We start from the raw sequence: 15,628 nt of genomic DNA, 5'->3' as shown, positions 1-15,628 counted from the left end.
CGATGGCGACCACCTCGACTTCCCGGCGCACGGCCGCAGCCACCGCCACGCCCGCCGTGCATTGCCGCGTCGAGTGCGCCGACCTGCATGCGCGCCTGTTCGCCGTCACGCTGACCATCGCCGCACCCGCCGCGCAGCAGCGCGTGGCGCTGCCGGTGTGGATTCCGGGCAGCTACCTCGTGCGCGAGTTCGCCAAGAACCTGCAGGGCCTGCGCGCCACGCAGGGCCGCCGCAAGCCGTTGCTGACGCAGCTGGACAAGTGCAGCTGGCAGATCGACTGCGTGCCGGGGCAGCCGCTGGTGCTGCACTACCAGGTGTGCGCCTACGACAACTCGGTGCGCACCGCCTGGCTCGACGCCACGCGCGGCTTCTTCAACGGCACCAGCGTCTGCCTGCGTGTCGAGGGCCAGACCGAGGCGCCGCACGCGCTGGAGATCGTGCCGCCCGCGCTGCCGGCCGACGCCGCGCGCTGGTCGTGCGCCACCGCGCTCGTGCCGACGAAGGCCGACAAGCACGGCTTCGGCAGCTACCGCGCCGCCGGCTACGACGAACTGGCCGACAGCCCGGTCGAGATGGGCGCCTTCTGGAGCGCCGAGTTCGAGGCCTGCGGCGTGCCGCACCGCTTCGTGATCGCGGGCGCCGCGGCCTCGTTCGACGGCGAGCGCCTCATCGCCGACACCAAGGCCATCTGCGAAGCCGAGATCCGCTTCTGGCACGGCGACAAGGCCGGCAAGCGGGGTGGCCCCAAGCTGCCGATCGACCGCTACGTGTTCATGCTCAATGCGGTGGACGACGGCTATGGCGGGCTCGAGCACCGCCATTCCACCGCACTCATCTGCAACCGCCGCGACCTGCCGCTGCGCGGCGAAAAGAAAAAGCAGCCCGAGGGCTACACCACGCTGCTGGGCCTCATCAGCCACGAGTACTTCCACACCTGGAACGTCAAGCGCATGCGCCCGGCGGAGTTCGCCAGCTACGACTACAGCCGCGAGAACTACACGCAGCTGCTGTGGTTCTTCGAGGGCTTCACGAGCTACTACGACGACCTGCTGCTGCGCCGCGCCGGCCGCATCGACGACGCCGCGTACCTGCGCCTGCTCAACAAGACCATCAACCAGGTGCTGCAGACGCCCGGCCGGCTGGTGCAGCCTGTGGCCGACGCGAGCTTCGACGCCTGGGTCAAGTACTACCGCCAGGACGAGCAGACGCCCAACAGCACCGTCAGCTACTACACCAAGGGCGCGCTGGTGGCGCTGTGCTTCGACCTCACGCTGCGCCAGGAAGGCAAGGGCACGCTCGACGACGTGATGCGCCACCTCTGGACGCACAGCAACGGCGGCCCGATCAGCGAGGCCGACATTGCCGCCGCGCTCGAAGCCGTGGGCGGACGCTCGTACGCCCCGGAACTCGCGCGCTGGGTGCATTCGACCGACGAACTCCCGCTGGCCGATTTGCTGCGCGCGCACGGCGTGGCCACGCTCGACGACCCCTCGCAACCCGCGCAGGCGCTCGGCCTGCGCGTGGCCGAAACCGGCGGCAGCGTGCAGATCAAGGTGGTGCTGCGCGGCGGCGCCGCCGAAAAGGCCGGCTTCTCGGCCAACGACGAATGGATCGGCATCGAGCTGCCGGCCGTCGGTGGCCGCAAGGGTGCGGCGCAACCTGCACAGGCCTGGCGCCTGACCAAGCTCGACGACCTGGCGCTGTACCTCGGCGATGCCAGCAAGTGCACCGCCATCGTCGCGCGCGACCGCCGGCTGCTGCGCCTGCCGCTCACGCTGCCGACGGGCTCGACCACGTGGCGGCTGTTCTCGCACGACGCGGCCAAGATCACGGCCTGGCTCGCCGCCAAGCCTTGATTTCTTCCGTTCAGGCCGGGTGATCGACGGCCGCCGCCAGCGGCGGCCGCACGAACAGCATCAGCTGCGGCTCGCCCACCAGTACGCAGGGCTTGCCGGTGCGGCGGCAGTGGTCCTGCACGCGCCAGTAGGCGCCGTGGCTCACGCAACCGGTCTGGCAGATCACAAGGTCGGCGGCGCGCAGGCCCGCCTCGAGCGCCGCAGGGTCGTCGGCCTCGTCGCCGCCGTCGTGGTGCAGGTAGTGGCCGCCGGCAATCTCCACGAGCTGGCGCGCCAGCGAAGGCGCCTCGGGCGCCGCTTCCGAACGGCCCACGCACAGCACCGACTTGGCCCGCAGGTCGGCCGGCACCTGCGGCCCCGGCGGCAAGGCATGGTGACGCCGACCGCCCGGCGCCAGCAGCGCATGCAGGCGCTGGGGCAAGGCGCTGCCTTTGGCCGCGCGCGCCGCCAGCTCTTCGCGAACGATGGCAATCGCCGAGTCGCGCGCCACCAGTGCGCCGCGCAGCCGCACGATCTGCGCCTCGAGCCGCTCGACCCGGGCGGCCTGCTCCACCAGCAGGCGCGAGCAACGCTCCTGCACCCGGGCATAGGCCCGCAGCAACACGGCATGTTCTTGCATCGGGAAGTCCATGGCGGTCATTCTAGATGAGAACAATTCTCAAATGAAACACCCGCGCGTCAGCGGGCCCGAAGCCTGGCTGGGTATAGTGGGACGCGTTTTTTTCCCCACCTCCCCCGGAGACAGCGACACCATGAGCTACGAAAACATCGACGTGCGGACCGAAGCAGGCAAGGTCGGCATCATCACCCTCAACCGCCCCAAGGCCCTCAATGCGCTGAACGACGCGCTGATGACCGAGCTGGGCCAGGCGCTCAAGGCCTTCGACGCCGACGACGCCATCGGCTGCATCATCCTCACGGGCAGCGAGCGCGCCTTCGCGGCCGGCGCCGACATCGCGGCGATGGCCAAGTACAGCTTCATCGACACCTACAAGGGCGACTACATCACGCGCAACTGGGAAACCATCCGCTCGATCCGCAAACCCGTCATCGCGGCCGTGAGCGGCTTCGCGCTGGGCGGCGGCTGCGAGCTGGCGATGATGTGCGACTTCATCATCGCGGCCGACAACGCCAAGTTCGGCCAGCCCGAGATCAAGATCGGCGTGATCCCCGGCGCCGGCGGCACGCAGCGCCTGCCGCGCGCGGTGGGCAAGAGCAAGGCCATGGACATGGCGCTCACCGCCCGCATGATGGACGCCGCCGAAGCCGAGCGCGCGGGCCTCGTGAGCCGCGTGGTGCCGTTCGAGAAGCTGGCCGACGAGGCGCTGGGCGCCGCGCTGATCATTGCGGGCTTCTCGCAGATCGCCGTGATGGCGGCCAAGGAATCGGTCAACCGCGCCTTCGAGAGCGGCCTGAGCGACGGTGTGATGTTCGAACGCCGCCTGTTCCACGCGCTGTTCGCCACGCAGGACCAGAAGGAAGGCATGGACGCCTTCCTGGCCAAGCGCCAACCGGACTTCAAGAACGCCTGATCGGCTGAATCGTCACGGGCCCGGCGACCGCCACGGTCGCCGTCAGCGGGTCCGCGACAGCGCCGTGCGCAGCGCCTCGAGCGCCTGCGCCGGCGGCGTGCCGACGGATGCGGGGCCGCCCGGCTGCGGCGTCCACCGCACCTGGTCGCCGGCGATCTCGAGCACGGCCAGCAACGCGCCGTCGCGCCGCAGTTCGATGCGCGCCTCGACCGGCGAACTCAACTCCCCGCCCGCCACGGTGGCCGCGCGCGCCACGGTGTTCACCAGCGCCGCCAGGCCTTCGGTGTCGCCGCGCGCCTGGTGTGTGGTGGTGCCGGCGCGCGTGATGTCGAGTGCGGTCCAACGATCCAGCGCTGTGAAGCCGCCGGTCATGACGGCTTCGGTAGCGGCGCGTGGTGCGGCTGCCTTGGCAGCAGCCGGTGCGGGCGCAGCGCGGCGCTGCATGCCTGCGACGTTCGCACTGGCACCGCCTTGTGCGGCGAGTGATGAGGCCGTGTCTGCGGACTCGCGCTGCATCGGCGCGGCGGGTGCTGCGGCCGGTGCTGGTGGTGCGGCGGCATAGGGCATCGGGCTCTGGCCGACATCGGCCATGGGAGGCGCTGCGGACATGGGCGCCGACGCGATGGCGGGTGCGGCGGGCGCCGGCACAGGCGCCGGGGCTTGCACCACCGGGGCTGCAGGCGCCGCCTTTTCCAGCATCCGTTCTTCGTCCTTCTGAATCGACGCCGCAGCAGCGACTTCGCGCCGCCGCGATGCGTCACGCGCTTCGGTTGCTTCGCGCTGCTTCAGGGTCTCTTTCGCATCGCGCGCCGCTTCGCTGCGTTGAGCAGCGGGCGGCGTCATGTCTGCCGTTGCGGCCGGTTCAGCGGCAGGCGCGGCTTGCACCGACGCCACTGCCGGCGCTTCGGCCGTTTGCGCAGGCGGTGCCGACGCGGGCGCGGGCGCCCCGGCCACTTGCGCTTCGCCATCGAGCCCCGCTTCGGGTACCGGCTCGCGATGCCACAGCACGGTCACGAAGGTTGCGACGAGCACGGTCGCGAAGGCCGCGTTCCACGGCATGCGCGAGCGGGGACTGCCGCCGCCGAACAGGCGTCGCCACCACGGCGCGGTCTCCGCCGGATGACTGGTCGCCGGTGCGGAAGCCGCGGCGAGGTTGTGCGCCATCTTCAGGATCGCGTCGCGCGTGTGGGCTGCGGGCACGGCATCGCGGTCGGGTGCGTGGTCCAGCGCGCGACGCAGCCGCGGATCGTGCAGGTCGTCGTCCATGCCGGTGCTCATGCCCGCTGCTCCAGCACCGACAGGTAGCGTTCCATGCAGCCGCGCAGCTTCTGCAGCCCGTAGCGCAGGCGGCTGCGCACGGTCTCGAAGCCGATCTCCAGCCGGGCCGCGAGCGCGTCGACGGTCAGGCCGTCTTCATGGTGCAGGAGAAAAGCGGCGCGCTGCTCGGCCGGCAGTTCGTCGAGGCAGGTCAGCAGCCGGCGCCCGGCAGCACGCCAGAACGCCAGCTCTTCGGCCGACGGGTGCGCCGACAGGTCGGTGGCGCCGTGCACGCCACGGTCGAGCGCGGGCACCGCGTCGCCGTCGTCGTCGGTCGCATGGCCATCGAGCGTCACCTCGCGCCCGCTCACGCGCAGGCGGTCCATCGCGAGGTTGTGCGCGATGGTGAAGGCCCAGGTGCGCCAGGTGGCGCCCTGCGGCGAGAAGCTGTCGCGCGCCGAGATGATCCGCACCCAGGTGTCCTGGAACACCTCGTCGGCCTGCGCCGCCAGCCGCGCGCCGAGCAGGCGCTTGACGAAGCGAAACAGGCCGCCTTCGTGGCGTGCGTAGAGCACGTCGAAGGCGGCGGCATCGCCGTGGGCGTAGGCCAGCATCAACTGATCGTCGGGCATGGCGTCGCGCGCAGTGGCGGCTTGGGCGGAAGGGGCGCGGGGCAGCGCAGACATCGAAGGATTGTCACCCGAGCTTGTACGGGCCAGCGGCGCGATCGGGGTTAAGTCGGGGTGCGATCCGATGCGTTCGGACGCAGAAAAATCGACCAGAAAACGCGGGGTGTTGAACTGAGCCCAAAGCCTGGGCTATAATTTTGGGCTTCGGTGCAGTTTTGTACTGAACGGCTCTTTAGCTCAGTCGGTTAGAGCGATGGAATCATAATCCACAGGTCCGCGGTTCGAATCCGTGAAGAGCCACCAACACCACTTCCCCGCCTCGGCGGAGAAGTCAAAAAAGCCCTCAGTTTTCAACGACTTAGGGCTTTTTTCTTGCCCGGAACGTCCTCAGGAGCCCACCGGCACCCGGTCCAGCCGGAACGCCTCGGGCTCGCAGTGCACCAGGCGCCAGCCGTGGGCGCCGTGCAGCTGCAGCTCGTCCACCACGTCCGTCAGCGTGCCGATGAGTTCGTTGCCCCAGAACCTGCGCGCGCCGCGCACGGGGTTGAGCATCTGCCGCAACCGCGGAATCGACAGCACGCGCTCGGCGTTGAAGAAGAACTCCAGCGCGAGGTCGAAGGTGACCGGGTCGACGCGCTGCGTGCGGCCCGGGAAGCTCACGCTGCGGTCCATCGGCTGGAAGCTGTAGGCCCCCCACACGAGCGGTGCCGGCATCGCGCACGCCAGGCCGCGCGTCCTGAGCGACAGCAGGATGGTGCGGTAGAAATCGTCGAACGCCGGTGCCGCCGCGGGCGGACGCCCCCGCAGGTGCCGCGTCGGCGCCGGGCCGGGCGCCTCATGTGCCAGCCGAACGACCTTCGTCCCCATCGACGACAGCACGTCCGGTGCCTCCTCGCGCGCCGCCTCGGGCACATCGGCCAGGAACAGCAGGTTCAGGCGGTCGCCCAGCGCCTCGAGTTCGTCGACGCTGGTGAACACCAGCGGCGCCACGCCCAGCGCGCGCAGCACGCGCAGCGCATGGCCGAGCACGCCGATGCGGCGGGCGGGGCGCGCCAGGGGCCCCGAGGGTGCGGCGAAGAAGCGGCTCATGCGCGACGCGCCTCGCGGTTGCCATGAGATTCCTAGTGCTTGCTGAATGAAAAAACGGGACCGCAGCGGCACGCGCACGCGCAGCGCCAACTCTTGCGGTTTGTTGACCGATGACTTTAGGAAGACGGTCCCGTTCCATCCATCGGACGAGTCCGAAAGCGGGTGCGGCAGACATAGGCTCAGGGCGAAACTGTGAACAAAGCCCCCAGGAGTTCGTACAAAGCACAAGGCCCTTGCCAGTCGACGACGGGCAAGGGCCTTGAAGAAGACAGCGCCGCAGCGCGAAGCAGTCAGCGTCCGAGGTCTTTGGCGGACACGCCGCCGATGCCCCAGTTTTCCTTGGGCATGTCGTGCAGCCACACGCGCACGTTCTCCTTCGGCGCGTCGACGGCCTCGACGATGGCGCGGGTCACTTTCTCGATCAGCGCGCGCTTCTGTTCTTCAGTGCGGCCTTCGATGAGGTAGATCTGTGCAAAGGGCATTCGTGTACTCCTGTTCAGTAGTTCAGTGCTTGATGCAGATCAGACGAAGCGCAGGCCCACGCTGCCCATGCCCTGCACCTTCAGCGTGACGGCATCGCCCGCCTGCACGGCCACGGCCTCGGTGATGCCGCCCGACAGGATCAGCGTGCCCGCCGGAATCTCCTCGCCGCGCGCGCCCAGGTGGTTGGCCAGCATCGCAATGGCCGCGGCCGGGTGGCCGAGCACCGCGGCGCCCGCGCCGAAGGCCACGGGCTGGCCGTTCTTCTCGAGCACGATGCCCACGGTGCGCAGGTCGACCTCGCTCGCGGGCACGGCACGACCGCCCACCACGAAGCGCGAGGCCGAGGTGTTGTCGGCCACCACGCTCTTGAGGTCGAACTTGAAGTCGCGGTAGCGGCTGTCGATCACCTCGATGCCCGGCAGCACGAAGTCGGTGGCCGCGAGCACGGCGCCGATGTGGCAGCCCGGGCCGCTGAGCGCGCGCTTGGTGACGAACGCGATCTCGGGCTCGACCTTCGGATGGATGAGCTCGCTCACCTTGCATTCGCCGCCTTCGGGCAGCGCGTAGTTGTCGGCCATGAAGCCGAAGACCGGCGTGGTCACGCCCATCTGCTTCATCTTGGCGTGCGAGGTGAGCCCGGCCTTCAGCCCGATGATGCGGTGGCCGCGCGCGAGCTTGCGGCGGCGGATCTCGTTCTGGATGGCGTAGGCGTCGTCCCAGTCCATCTCGGGATGCTCGTCGGTGATCTTGGGCGTGTCGCGCGCCTCGAGCTCGCAGGTCTCCAGGTGCTCGGCGAGCGCGGCGATGGTGTTCTTGTCGAGCTTCATGCCGCGACTCCTTCCTGTTGTTGCTGCTGCACGGCCTGGCGTGCGCGGGCCAGCGTGATGGCCGTGTCTTCGATCATGTCTTCCTGCCCGCCGACCATGCCGCGCCGGCCCAGCTCCACCAGGATCTCGCGCGCGGGCACACCGTATTTCTTCTCTGCGCGCTTGGCGAACAGCAGGAAGCTCGAGTACACGCCCGCGTAGCCCAGCGTGAGCGAGTCGCGGTCGACGCGGATCATGTGGTCCATGATCGGCACGACGCGGTCCTCGGCCACGTCCTGGATGCGGAACACATCGACACCGGTCTCGATGCCCATGCGATCGCACACCGCCACGAACACCTCCATCGGCGTGTTGCCCGCGCCCGCGCCCAGGCCTGCGGCGGCGGCGTCGATGCGGTTGGCGCCGGCCGCAACGGCCGCGACCGAATTGGCCACGCCCATCGCGAGGTTGTGGTGGCCGTGAAAGCCCAGCTCGGTCTCGGGCTCGAGCGCCGCGCGCACCGCGCCGATGCGCGCCGTGACATCGTCGGGCAGCATGTGGCCCGCCGAGTCGGTCACGTAGATGCAGTTGGCGCCGTAGCCTTCCATGAGCAGCGCCTGGCGCACCAGCGTCTCGGGCGAGGCCATGTGGGCCATCATGAGAAAGCCCACCGTGTCCATGCCGAGCCGGCGCGCCATGGTGATGTGCTGCTCGGACACGTCGGCCTCGGTGCAGTGCGTGGCCACGCGCACGGTGTGCACGCCCAGGCCGTGCGCCATGCGCAGGTGGTCCACGGTGCCAATGCCAGGAATCAGGAGCGCCGACACCTTGGCCTGCTTCATGAGCGGAATCACGGCGCCTAAATACTCCTCGTCGGAATGCGCGGGAAAGCCGTAGTTGACCGAGCTGCCGCCCAGGCCGTCGCCGTGCGTCACCTCGATCAGCGGCACGCCCGCTTCGTCGAGCCCGCTGGCGATGTGCGTCATCTGTTCGAGCGTCATCAGGTGGCGCTTGGGGTGCATGCCGTCGCGCAGCGTCATGTCGTGCAGGGTGACGCGACGGCCCTTCAGATTCGTGTTCGTCGTGGTGGTCATGAGGGTGCTCCTAGGCCACGGCGGGCTCGGGTTGCGGGAGGCTGGCGAGCATCGCTTCGGCGAACATTTCGGCCGTGCGCGCCGCGGCGGCGGTCATGATGTCGAGGTTGCCGGCGTACTTGGGCAGGTAGTCGCCCAGGCCTTCCACCTCCAGGTAGATCGACACGCGGTGGCCGTCGAAGACGGGCCCGTTCACGAGCTTGTAGCCCGGCACGTACTTGCGCACCTCGGCGATCATTTCGTGCACCGAGGCCGTGATGCGCGCCTCGTCGGGCGCGCCTTCGGTGAGGCAGTGCACCGTGTCGCGCATGATCAGCGGCGGCTCGGCCGGGTTGACGATGATGATCGCCTTGCCCTTGGCCGCGCCGCCCACGCGCTCGACCGCACCGGCCGTGGTGCGCGTGAACTCGTCGATGTTCTTGCGCGTGCCCGGGCCGACCGAACGGCTCGACACGGTGGCCACGATCTCGCCGTAGGCCACCGGCTGCACGCGCGACACCGCCGCCACCATCGGGATGGTGGCCTGCCCGCCGCAGGTGACCATGTTGACGTTGGCCGGCCGCGCGCCGCCTCCCATGAGCAGGCTCTTGAGGTTGACCGGCGGCACGCAGAACGGGCCGATGGCCGCGGGCGTGAGGTCGATCATCAGCACGCCCAGCGCGTTGAGCTTGGCGCTGTTCTCGGCGTGCACGTAGGCGCTGGTGGCGTCGAACGCGATCTGCACGCCGTCGGCCTGCACATGCGGCAAGAGGCCGTCCACGCCCTCGGCCGTGGTCTTCAGGCCCATCTCGCGGGCGCGCTTGAGGCCGTCGGATTCGGGGTCGATGCCCACCATCCACACGGGTTCGAGCACCGGGCTGCGCTGCAGCTTGGCGAGCAGGTCGGTGCCGATGTTGCCGGGGCCGATCAGCGCGCACTTGATCTTCGTCGGGGTCGTCATGGGGTTGTCTCCTTCAGTGGAAGCGCACCGAGCAGCCGCCGAGGCCGCCGATCGAGACGCGGAAGTTGTCGCCGGCCTTGGCGGGGAACATCGCGGCGAGCGCGCCCGACAAAATCACCTCGCCCGCCTTGAGCCCGATGCCCAGCGCACCGAGCGTGTTGGCCAGCCACGCGACCGCGTTCACCGGCGAGCCGAGCGCGGCGGCGCCTGCGCCGGTGGCGATGATTTCGCCGTTCTTCTCGAGCACCATGCCGCAGGTCGCCAGGTCGATGCGGCGCGGATCGACCGCGTGGTCGCCCAGCACGAACACGCCGCACGAAGCGTTGTCGGCCACGGTGTCGGCGATCTGGATCTTCCAGTCGCGGATGCGCGAATCGACGATCTCGAAGCAGGGCATCACGCACTCGGTGGCGGCCAGCACGTCGGCGTTGCCGATGCCGGGGCCCATGAGGTCGCGCTTGAGCAGGAAGGCGATCTCGCCCTCGGCCTTGGGCTGGATGAGCGTGGTGCTGTCGATCGACTCGCCCTCGCCGACGACCATGCCGTCGAGCAGGTAGCCGAAGTCGGGCTGGAACACGCCCAGCATGTTCATCACGGCGCGCGAGGTGACGCCGATCTTCTTGCCGACGACGCGCTCGCCGGCGTCGAGGCGGCGCGCGATCATGCGCTGCTGGATGCCGTAGGCGTCGGCGATGGTGATGCCTGCGTGCCGGCTGGTGAGCGGGTCCACGACGCTGCGCTCGCGCAGTGCGTCGTAGAGCTCGTCGCCGAGCCGCTGGATAAGGGTGGGGTCCATGGGGGGTTCTGTCCTTTGCTCTGTCTCGGGTGAATCAATCAATCGGTCGATCGGCTTCGTTGAGGAAGTCGCCGACCAGGCGGGCGAAGCGCGCGCTGTGCTCGATCTGCGTCCAGTGGCCGCAGCGGCCGAACACATGCAGCTGGCTGCGGGGAATCCACTGGCTCAGCGTGAGCGAGGTGGCCAGCGGGATCACCTGGTCTTCGCGGCCGTGGATCAGCAGCGTCTCGTGCGGCAATGCGCGAATGGCGGCCTCCGGGCTTGCCATGGCATCGACCCAGCGCTGGCGCGGCGCCGGGAACATCGCGCCGAAGGTCTCCTGGAAACCGGGCCGCGTGCTGGCCTCGTAGCGCAACTGCGCGAGCTCGTCGGTGACGAGGGCGCGGTCGAACGCGAACACGTCCATGATCCGGCGCATGTTCGCGAACGAGGGCGTGTAGCCCCACACGGCGTCGAGCCCCGGCGTGATCGCGAAGGGCACGCCCACACTGCCCATGAGCACCAGCCGGCGCACGCGGTGCGGCGCGCGGATGGCGAGTGCCAATGCCAGCGCACCACCGAAGGAGTTGCCCACCACGTCGGCGCGTTCGATGTCGAGCGCGTCGAGCAGGTCGAGCGCCTGCTGCACCCAGGCGTCCATGGTGTAGGCCGCGCCGGGCACGCGCTCGGTGAAGCCGAAGCCGGCCATGTCGGGCGCGATCACGCGGCGCGTCTGCGCGAGCACCGGCAGCACCAGCCGCCAGTTGGCCCACGCACTCACGCCCGGGCCCGAGCCGTGGATGAAGAGCACCGGCGCGCCCTCGCCCAGGTCGTGGACGTTGGTGTGGAAGGCACCCGTGCGAATGCTGTTCGCGATTTCGGGGTTGCTCACCGCCGGGCCCTCACAGCTTGATGCAGACGTTGCGAAGTTCTGTGTAGAACTCGAGCGAATGCACGCCGCCTTCGCGGCCGATGCCCGATGACTTGGCGCCGCCGAACGCGGTGCGCAGGTCGCGCAGGAACCAGCTGTTGACCCAGCAGATGCCGACCTGCACCTGCCTGGCCACGCGGTGCGCGCGGCCCAGGTTCTCGGTCCACACGGTGGTCGCCAGGCCGTAGTCGGTGGCGTTGGCCAGCGCGATGGCTTCTTCCTCGGTGTCGAAGGGCGCGATGTGGCAGCAGGGGCCGAAGATTTCCTCGCGGATCACCGAGGCCGTCTCGGGCAGGCCGGTCCAGATGGTGGGCTGCACCCAGTGGCCCTCGGCCAGCGCGCCGGGCATCGAGGGCACGCCGCCGCCGGTGACGACGGTGGCGCCTTCCTTCACGGCCTTGGCGTAGTACGACAGCACCTTCTGCTGGTGCTCGCGCGAGATCAGCGGGCCGATGCCCACGCCGGCTTCTTCCGACGGCCCCGGCTTGAGCGCCTCGGCCCTGGCCTTGAGCGCCGCGACGAACTTGTCGAAGATGGGCCGCTGCACGTAGACGCGCTCGGTGCCCAGGCACACCTGGCCGCAGTTCTCGAAGGCCGAACGCGTGATGCCGGCCACGGCCTTGTCGAAATCGGCGTCGGCGAACACGATGCCGGCGTTCTTGCCGCCCAGCTCGAAGGACACGGGCCGCACGCCCTTGGCGGCCGCCCCCATGATGGCTTCGCCGGTGCGCGTCTCGCCCGTGAAGGTGATGCCGTCCACGCCCGGGTGCGTGGTGAGGAACTCGCCGGCCGAGTCGGGTCCGAAGCCGTGCACCACGTTGTAGACGCCCGGCGGGATGCCGACCGCGTTCATCACCTCGCCCAGCAACGTAGCGGTGGCCGGCGTTTCCTCCGAAGGCTTGACCACCACCGTGTTGCCGCAGGCCAGCGCGGGGCCGACCTTCCAGGTCATGAGCAGCAGGGGCAGGTTCCACGGGCACACGACGCCGATCACGCCCAGCGGCGAGCGCACGGCGTAGTTCAGCGCCTGCCCGCCGTCGGGCGTGGCCATCTCGAAGCTCTCGGTGGGCACGTTCTTCACGATGTCGGCAAACACCTTGAAGTTGGCCGCGCCGCGCGGGATGTCGACGTGCGAGGCCAGCGCGTGCGGCTTGCCGGTGTCGGCCATCTCGGCCGCCAGGAAGTCGTCGAAGCGCCGGTTGATCTCGTCGGCGACGGCATGCAGCAGCTCGACGCGGCGCGCGACGCTCATGCGGCCCCACTCGCCGTTCAGTGCCGCACGCGCGGCGCGCACGGCCGCGTCGACCTCGGTCGCGCCTGCTTCATGCACCTTGCCGATGACGCGGTTATCCACCGGCGCGCGGTTGTCGAAGGTCTTCGTCGTGGCGACGAACTCGCCGCCGATGAAGTTCATGAACTGTTTCATCACACCGTCTCCTTCAGGTCACCACGCTCAGGAAGTTCTCGTTGAGCTTGCGGTCGTGATAGAAGATCGCGCGCCCGAGTTCGTCGTCGGTCCACACCAGCGGCGGCTTGTCGGGGTAGAAGATGTAGCCGCCCGAGAACACCTCGTTGCGGTTGCCGCTCGGGTCGAAAAAGTAGATGGTTTCGCCGCGCGTGATGCCGTGGCGCGTGGGGCCGATGTCCAGCGACACGCGCTTCTTGGTGATGATGTCGGCCGCCTTGAGCACCTCGCCCCAGTTGTCGAGCAGGAACGAGGCGTGGTGGAACTTGTTCTTTTCCGGGTGGCGGATGAACGCGATGTCGTGCGGCTTGGTCGAGCAGGTGAGAAAGGCCGCGATGTGCATGCGCTCGGGGCCGGCCACCACGCTCTCGGCCAGCTGGAAGCCCAGCACCTCGGTGAACAGTTTCATGGTGCCGTCGAGGTCGTCGCCGTACAGCAGGCAGTGGTCGAAGCGCGAGGGCGCCATGCCTTTGAGGTCGTCGGGGTAGACCTCGGGGTTTTCATACGGCATGCCATTGCCGACCTTTTCCTTCTCGGCGAAGAGCTCGATGGCATGGCCGGTGGGCACGGTGAAGCGAAAGCGCGGGCCGGTGCGCAGGTGCTCGCCGGCGTCGATCCACTGCATGTCGGTGGCCAGACCGCTGGCCTTCAGATCGGCGGCGAGCCGGTCGAGCGTGGCGGGCGAATCGACGCGAAAGCCCATGAAGTCCATGCCGGCCTCGTCGGCTTCGCGCAGCACGACGCTGTGGTGGTCGTGCTCGTCCCAGGCCTTGAGGTAGATGCGGCCCTGCGCATCGCGCCCGGTTTCGATCAGGCCCAGCACGTCGCGGTAGTGCGTGAGGGCGGCCCCGAGGTCGAGCACGCGCAGTTGCACGTGTCCGGGGCGAATGACGCCAGTGAGTGCCATGGAAGTCTCCTTTGGTGGGTGAGGGAAAAGTTCAGGTGGGGGAACGGGGAACGGCGGGCTGCGACGCGAGCAGTCGCCGCTCGATGCAGCGCGCCAGCTTCTCGACGGCGCGCAGGGCCAGGTCGCTCTGCGGATACGCGCGGCAGGCCAGCACGTAGCCCTGGGCTTCTTCTTCGGCGCTGACGTGGCAGCGGCTCATGCGCTCGCGGCGCACGGCGCCCGACTCGATGCGCACCTTGCACACGCCGCAGCCGCCGCCGCGGCAGCCGACCGGGATGCCCTTGCGGCCCAGCTGCTCCATGCCGCCGAGCAGGGTCTGGTCGGCGCGGCACACGTAGTGCTCGTGGGTGTTGCCGATGGCGACAGAGAAGCGCATGACCGGCTCCACGTCACAGCGCCTTGAACAGCGGGCTGCGCGGCGCGGCAGAAGCGGCATCGGCGGCGGTGAAGAATTTCTCGGTGTAGATGTCGCGCTCGAACAGGCGGCCCTGCATCAGCGTGGCGATGCAAGCCTCGGTCATCGGCGGCGGCCCGCACAGGTAGGCCTTGTGGCCGCGGAAGTCGTTCGCGAAATGGGCCTTCAGCGCCTCGTGCGCAAAGCCGCGCGCGCCGTGCCAGTCGCTGTCGGCCGGCAGGTCGGACAGCACGGGCACGTAGGTGAAGTTGGGGTGCTGTTCGGCGAGCTGCTCGAAGAGTTCGCGGTAGTACAGCTCTTCGGCATTGCGCGCGCCCTGCACCAGCGTGATCGGCAAGGTGCAGCCTTCGGCGAGCAGATCGAGCACCATCGACTTCGGGCTCGACAGGCCCGAGCCGCCGGCCACGAAGATCATCGGCAGGCCGGCCGACTTGCGCACGAAGAAGCGGCCGTTGGGCGCGGTGAAGCGCAGGCGCTGGCCCACCTGCAGGTCGTCGTGCAGCCAGCCGGTGGCGCGGCCGTTGGGCACGCGGCGGATGTGCAGCTCGACGAGGTGGTCGTCGGGTGCGTTGGCGATCGAGAAGGCGCGTGCGCCCTCCACGCCCGGCACGTGCAGCATCACGTACTGCCCGGCCTGGAACGGCGCCGGCCGGTCGGTGCGCAGCCACAGGCCGCGGATGGTCGGCGTGAGCATGCGGGCCTCGACCAGCTCGGCGTCGAAGTCTTCCAGCGGCAGGAACTGCGCGTCGGGGTCTTCGTCGATCTCGGCCTCGATGACCAGGTCGGCCTGCGCCATCGCGCAGCACGCGAGGATCTTGCCGTCGTCGCGCTCGAAGTCCATGAGCGCGAAGTTGGACGCGTCGCCATGCTCGCACTCGCCTTCGAGCACCTGCACCTTGCAGGTGCCGCACACGCCGTGGCCGCAGGCGTGGGGCAGCCACACGCCGGCGCGCAGGCAGGCATCGAGCACGGTCTGTCCGTCGCGCGCCGCCACGGCCTGGCCGAGCGGCTCGATCATGATCTGGAAGCTCATGGCAAGGCCCTCCCGTGCTCAGCTGAACGAGCCGCCGATGCCCGTGAGCCCGGGCGTGCGAAAGCGCAGCGCCGACTTGTGGACCAGGCCGTTGTCGGCCAGCGACTTCGCCGCGTCGGGCGCGAAGGGCTTGCCGGAGTCGAACCATTCGACCTTCGACCAGTCGACCTTTTCGAAATCGGGGTGGCTGCCGTACACGCCGGGCAGCACGTCGCTGATGAGCGCGCCGAAGGGCATGGCCGCGGGCAGCGGCAGGCACACGGGGGCGCAGAAGAGCAGGTGGTCTTCCCAGCCGATATAGAGCAGGCGGTTGCCGTGGAAGCGGTCTTCGCTGTCCATGACGGTCCCGGTGTAGCCGGGGGCGAGTGCAACAACAGACATGTCGTTCTCCTTGTTTCGGGGTGAGCGCCGCCCGC

The 15,628-nt window shown here is 69.3% G+C and carries 17 protein-coding genes and 1 tRNA gene; 3 read left to right on the top strand and 15 right to left on the bottom strand.

Going from position 1 to position 15,628, the window contains the following annotated elements; translation table 11 throughout:
• Nucleotides 1-2 precede the first annotated feature (2 nt).
• Entirely contained in the window at nucleotides 3-1,856 is a 1,854-nt protein-coding gene (locus tag AC07Q9_RS20625) for a M61 family metallopeptidase (protein ID WP_495311648.1), read from the top strand.
• Nucleotides 1,857-1,866: 10 nt separating this feature from the next.
• Here the strand turns inward: AC07Q9_RS20625 and AC07Q9_RS20620 are convergent, their stop codons facing one another.
• A complete protein-coding gene (locus AC07Q9_RS20620; protein ID WP_495311647.1) occupies nucleotides 1,867-2,475 on the bottom strand; it encodes a DUF2325 domain-containing protein in 609 nt (202 codons plus the stop codon).
• A 133-nt stretch (nucleotides 2,476-2,608) separates the two neighbouring features.
• Here AC07Q9_RS20620 and AC07Q9_RS20615 point away from each other — a divergent pair, with 133 nt between their 5' ends.
• Nucleotides 2,609-3,388, top strand: a complete 780-nt coding sequence (locus AC07Q9_RS20615; RefSeq protein ID WP_062481985.1) for an enoyl-CoA hydratase — start codon at nucleotides 2,609-2,611, stop codon at nucleotides 3,386-3,388.
• Nucleotides 3,389-3,430: 42 nt separating this feature from the next.
• On the opposite strand, the gene AC07Q9_RS20610 is transcribed toward AC07Q9_RS20615, so the two are convergent.
• Together AC07Q9_RS20610 and AC07Q9_RS20605 are read right to left on the bottom strand one after the other, a co-directional pair.
• Nucleotides 3,431-4,666, bottom strand: a complete 1,236-nt coding sequence (locus AC07Q9_RS20610; protein WP_495311646.1) for a hypothetical protein — start codon at nucleotides 4,664-4,666, stop codon at nucleotides 3,431-3,433.
• Nucleotides 4,663-5,331: a sigma-70 family RNA polymerase sigma factor gene (locus tag AC07Q9_RS20605; protein WP_495311645.1), complete on the bottom strand. Its 669-nt coding sequence runs from the start codon at nucleotides 5,329-5,331 to the stop codon at nucleotides 4,663-4,665. Before AC07Q9_RS20605 ends, AC07Q9_RS20610 begins: the two co-directional genes overlap by 4 nt.
• Nucleotides 5,332-5,500: 169 nt before the next feature.
• Here AC07Q9_RS20605 and AC07Q9_RS20600 point away from each other — a divergent pair.
• A tRNA-Met gene (locus AC07Q9_RS20600) sits at nucleotides 5,501-5,577 on the top strand.
• An 84-nt stretch (nucleotides 5,578-5,661) separates the two neighbouring features.
• Here the strand turns inward: AC07Q9_RS20600 and AC07Q9_RS20595 are convergent.
• From AC07Q9_RS20595 to AC07Q9_RS20540, 12 genes are all read right to left on the bottom strand, one after another.
• Entirely contained in the window at nucleotides 5,662-6,363 is a 702-nt protein-coding gene (locus tag AC07Q9_RS20595) for a hypothetical protein (protein ID WP_495311644.1), read from the bottom strand.
• A 290-nt stretch (nucleotides 6,364-6,653) separates the two neighbouring features.
• On the bottom strand, nucleotides 6,654-6,863 hold the full coding sequence (thmT, locus tag AC07Q9_RS20590; protein ID WP_307584560.1) for a 2-hydroxymuconate tautomerase: 210 nt from the start codon (nucleotides 6,861-6,863) through the stop codon (nucleotides 6,654-6,656).
• 21 nt (nucleotides 6,864-6,884) lie between these two features.
• Nucleotides 6,885-7,673 (bottom strand): 2-oxo-3-hexenedioate decarboxylase, encoded by a 789-nt coding sequence (gene dmpH, locus AC07Q9_RS20585; RefSeq protein WP_095746803.1) that lies wholly within the window; start codon nucleotides 7,671-7,673, stop codon nucleotides 6,885-6,887.
• Nucleotides 7,670-8,746 (bottom strand): 4-hydroxy-2-oxovalerate aldolase, encoded by a 1,077-nt coding sequence (dmpG, locus tag AC07Q9_RS20580; RefSeq protein WP_495311643.1) that lies wholly within the window; start codon nucleotides 8,744-8,746, stop codon nucleotides 7,670-7,672. The genes dmpH and dmpG overlap by 4 nt, the downstream gene beginning before the upstream one ends.
• Before the next feature lie 10 nt (nucleotides 8,747-8,756).
• On the bottom strand, nucleotides 8,757-9,686 hold the full coding sequence (locus AC07Q9_RS20575) for an acetaldehyde dehydrogenase (acetylating) (RefSeq protein ID WP_495311642.1): 930 nt from the start codon (nucleotides 9,684-9,686) through the stop codon (nucleotides 8,757-8,759).
• 13 nt (nucleotides 9,687-9,699) lie between these two features.
• On the bottom strand, nucleotides 9,700-10,482 hold the full coding sequence (gene dmpE, locus AC07Q9_RS20570) for a 2-oxopent-4-enoate hydratase (RefSeq protein WP_495311641.1): 783 nt from the start codon (nucleotides 10,480-10,482) through the stop codon (nucleotides 9,700-9,702).
• Between the two features lie 34 nt (nucleotides 10,483-10,516).
• A complete protein-coding gene (locus AC07Q9_RS20565; RefSeq protein ID WP_095746807.1) occupies nucleotides 10,517-11,353 on the bottom strand; it encodes an alpha/beta fold hydrolase in 837 nt (278 codons plus the stop codon).
• A gap of 10 nt (nucleotides 11,354-11,363) precedes the next feature.
• Entirely contained in the window at nucleotides 11,364-12,818 is a 1,455-nt protein-coding gene (locus tag AC07Q9_RS20560) for a 2-hydroxymuconic semialdehyde dehydrogenase (RefSeq protein ID WP_495311640.1), read from the bottom strand.
• 13 nt (nucleotides 12,819-12,831) lie between these two features.
• A complete protein-coding gene (locus tag AC07Q9_RS20555) occupies nucleotides 12,832-13,764 on the bottom strand; it encodes a catechol 2,3-dioxygenase (RefSeq protein ID WP_495311639.1) in 933 nt (310 codons plus the stop codon).
• 31 nt (nucleotides 13,765-13,795) lie between these two features.
• Nucleotides 13,796-14,140 carry a 2Fe-2S iron-sulfur cluster binding domain-containing protein gene (locus AC07Q9_RS20550; RefSeq protein WP_307584416.1) on the bottom strand — a complete coding sequence of 115 codons (345 nt, stop codon included), beginning with the start codon at nucleotides 14,138-14,140 and terminating at the stop codon, nucleotides 13,796-13,798.
• 13 nt (nucleotides 14,141-14,153) lie between these two features.
• The gene (locus AC07Q9_RS20545; protein ID WP_495311638.1) at nucleotides 14,154-15,212 is read right to left on the bottom strand and encodes an NADH:ubiquinone reductase (Na(+)-transporting) subunit F; all 1,059 of its coding nucleotides are present in this window, start codon (nucleotides 15,210-15,212) and stop codon (nucleotides 14,154-14,156) included.
• Between the two features lie 18 nt (nucleotides 15,213-15,230).
• A complete protein-coding gene (locus AC07Q9_RS20540; protein ID WP_354344627.1) occupies nucleotides 15,231-15,593 on the bottom strand; it encodes a phenol hydroxylase subunit P4 in 363 nt (120 codons plus the stop codon).
• Between the last annotated feature and the right edge of the window lie 35 nt (nucleotides 15,594-15,628).

Source organism: Variovorax sp. GW821-FHT09A10, from assembly GCF_059418385.1.
This window is presented reverse-complemented; position numbering and strand designations above follow the sequence as displayed.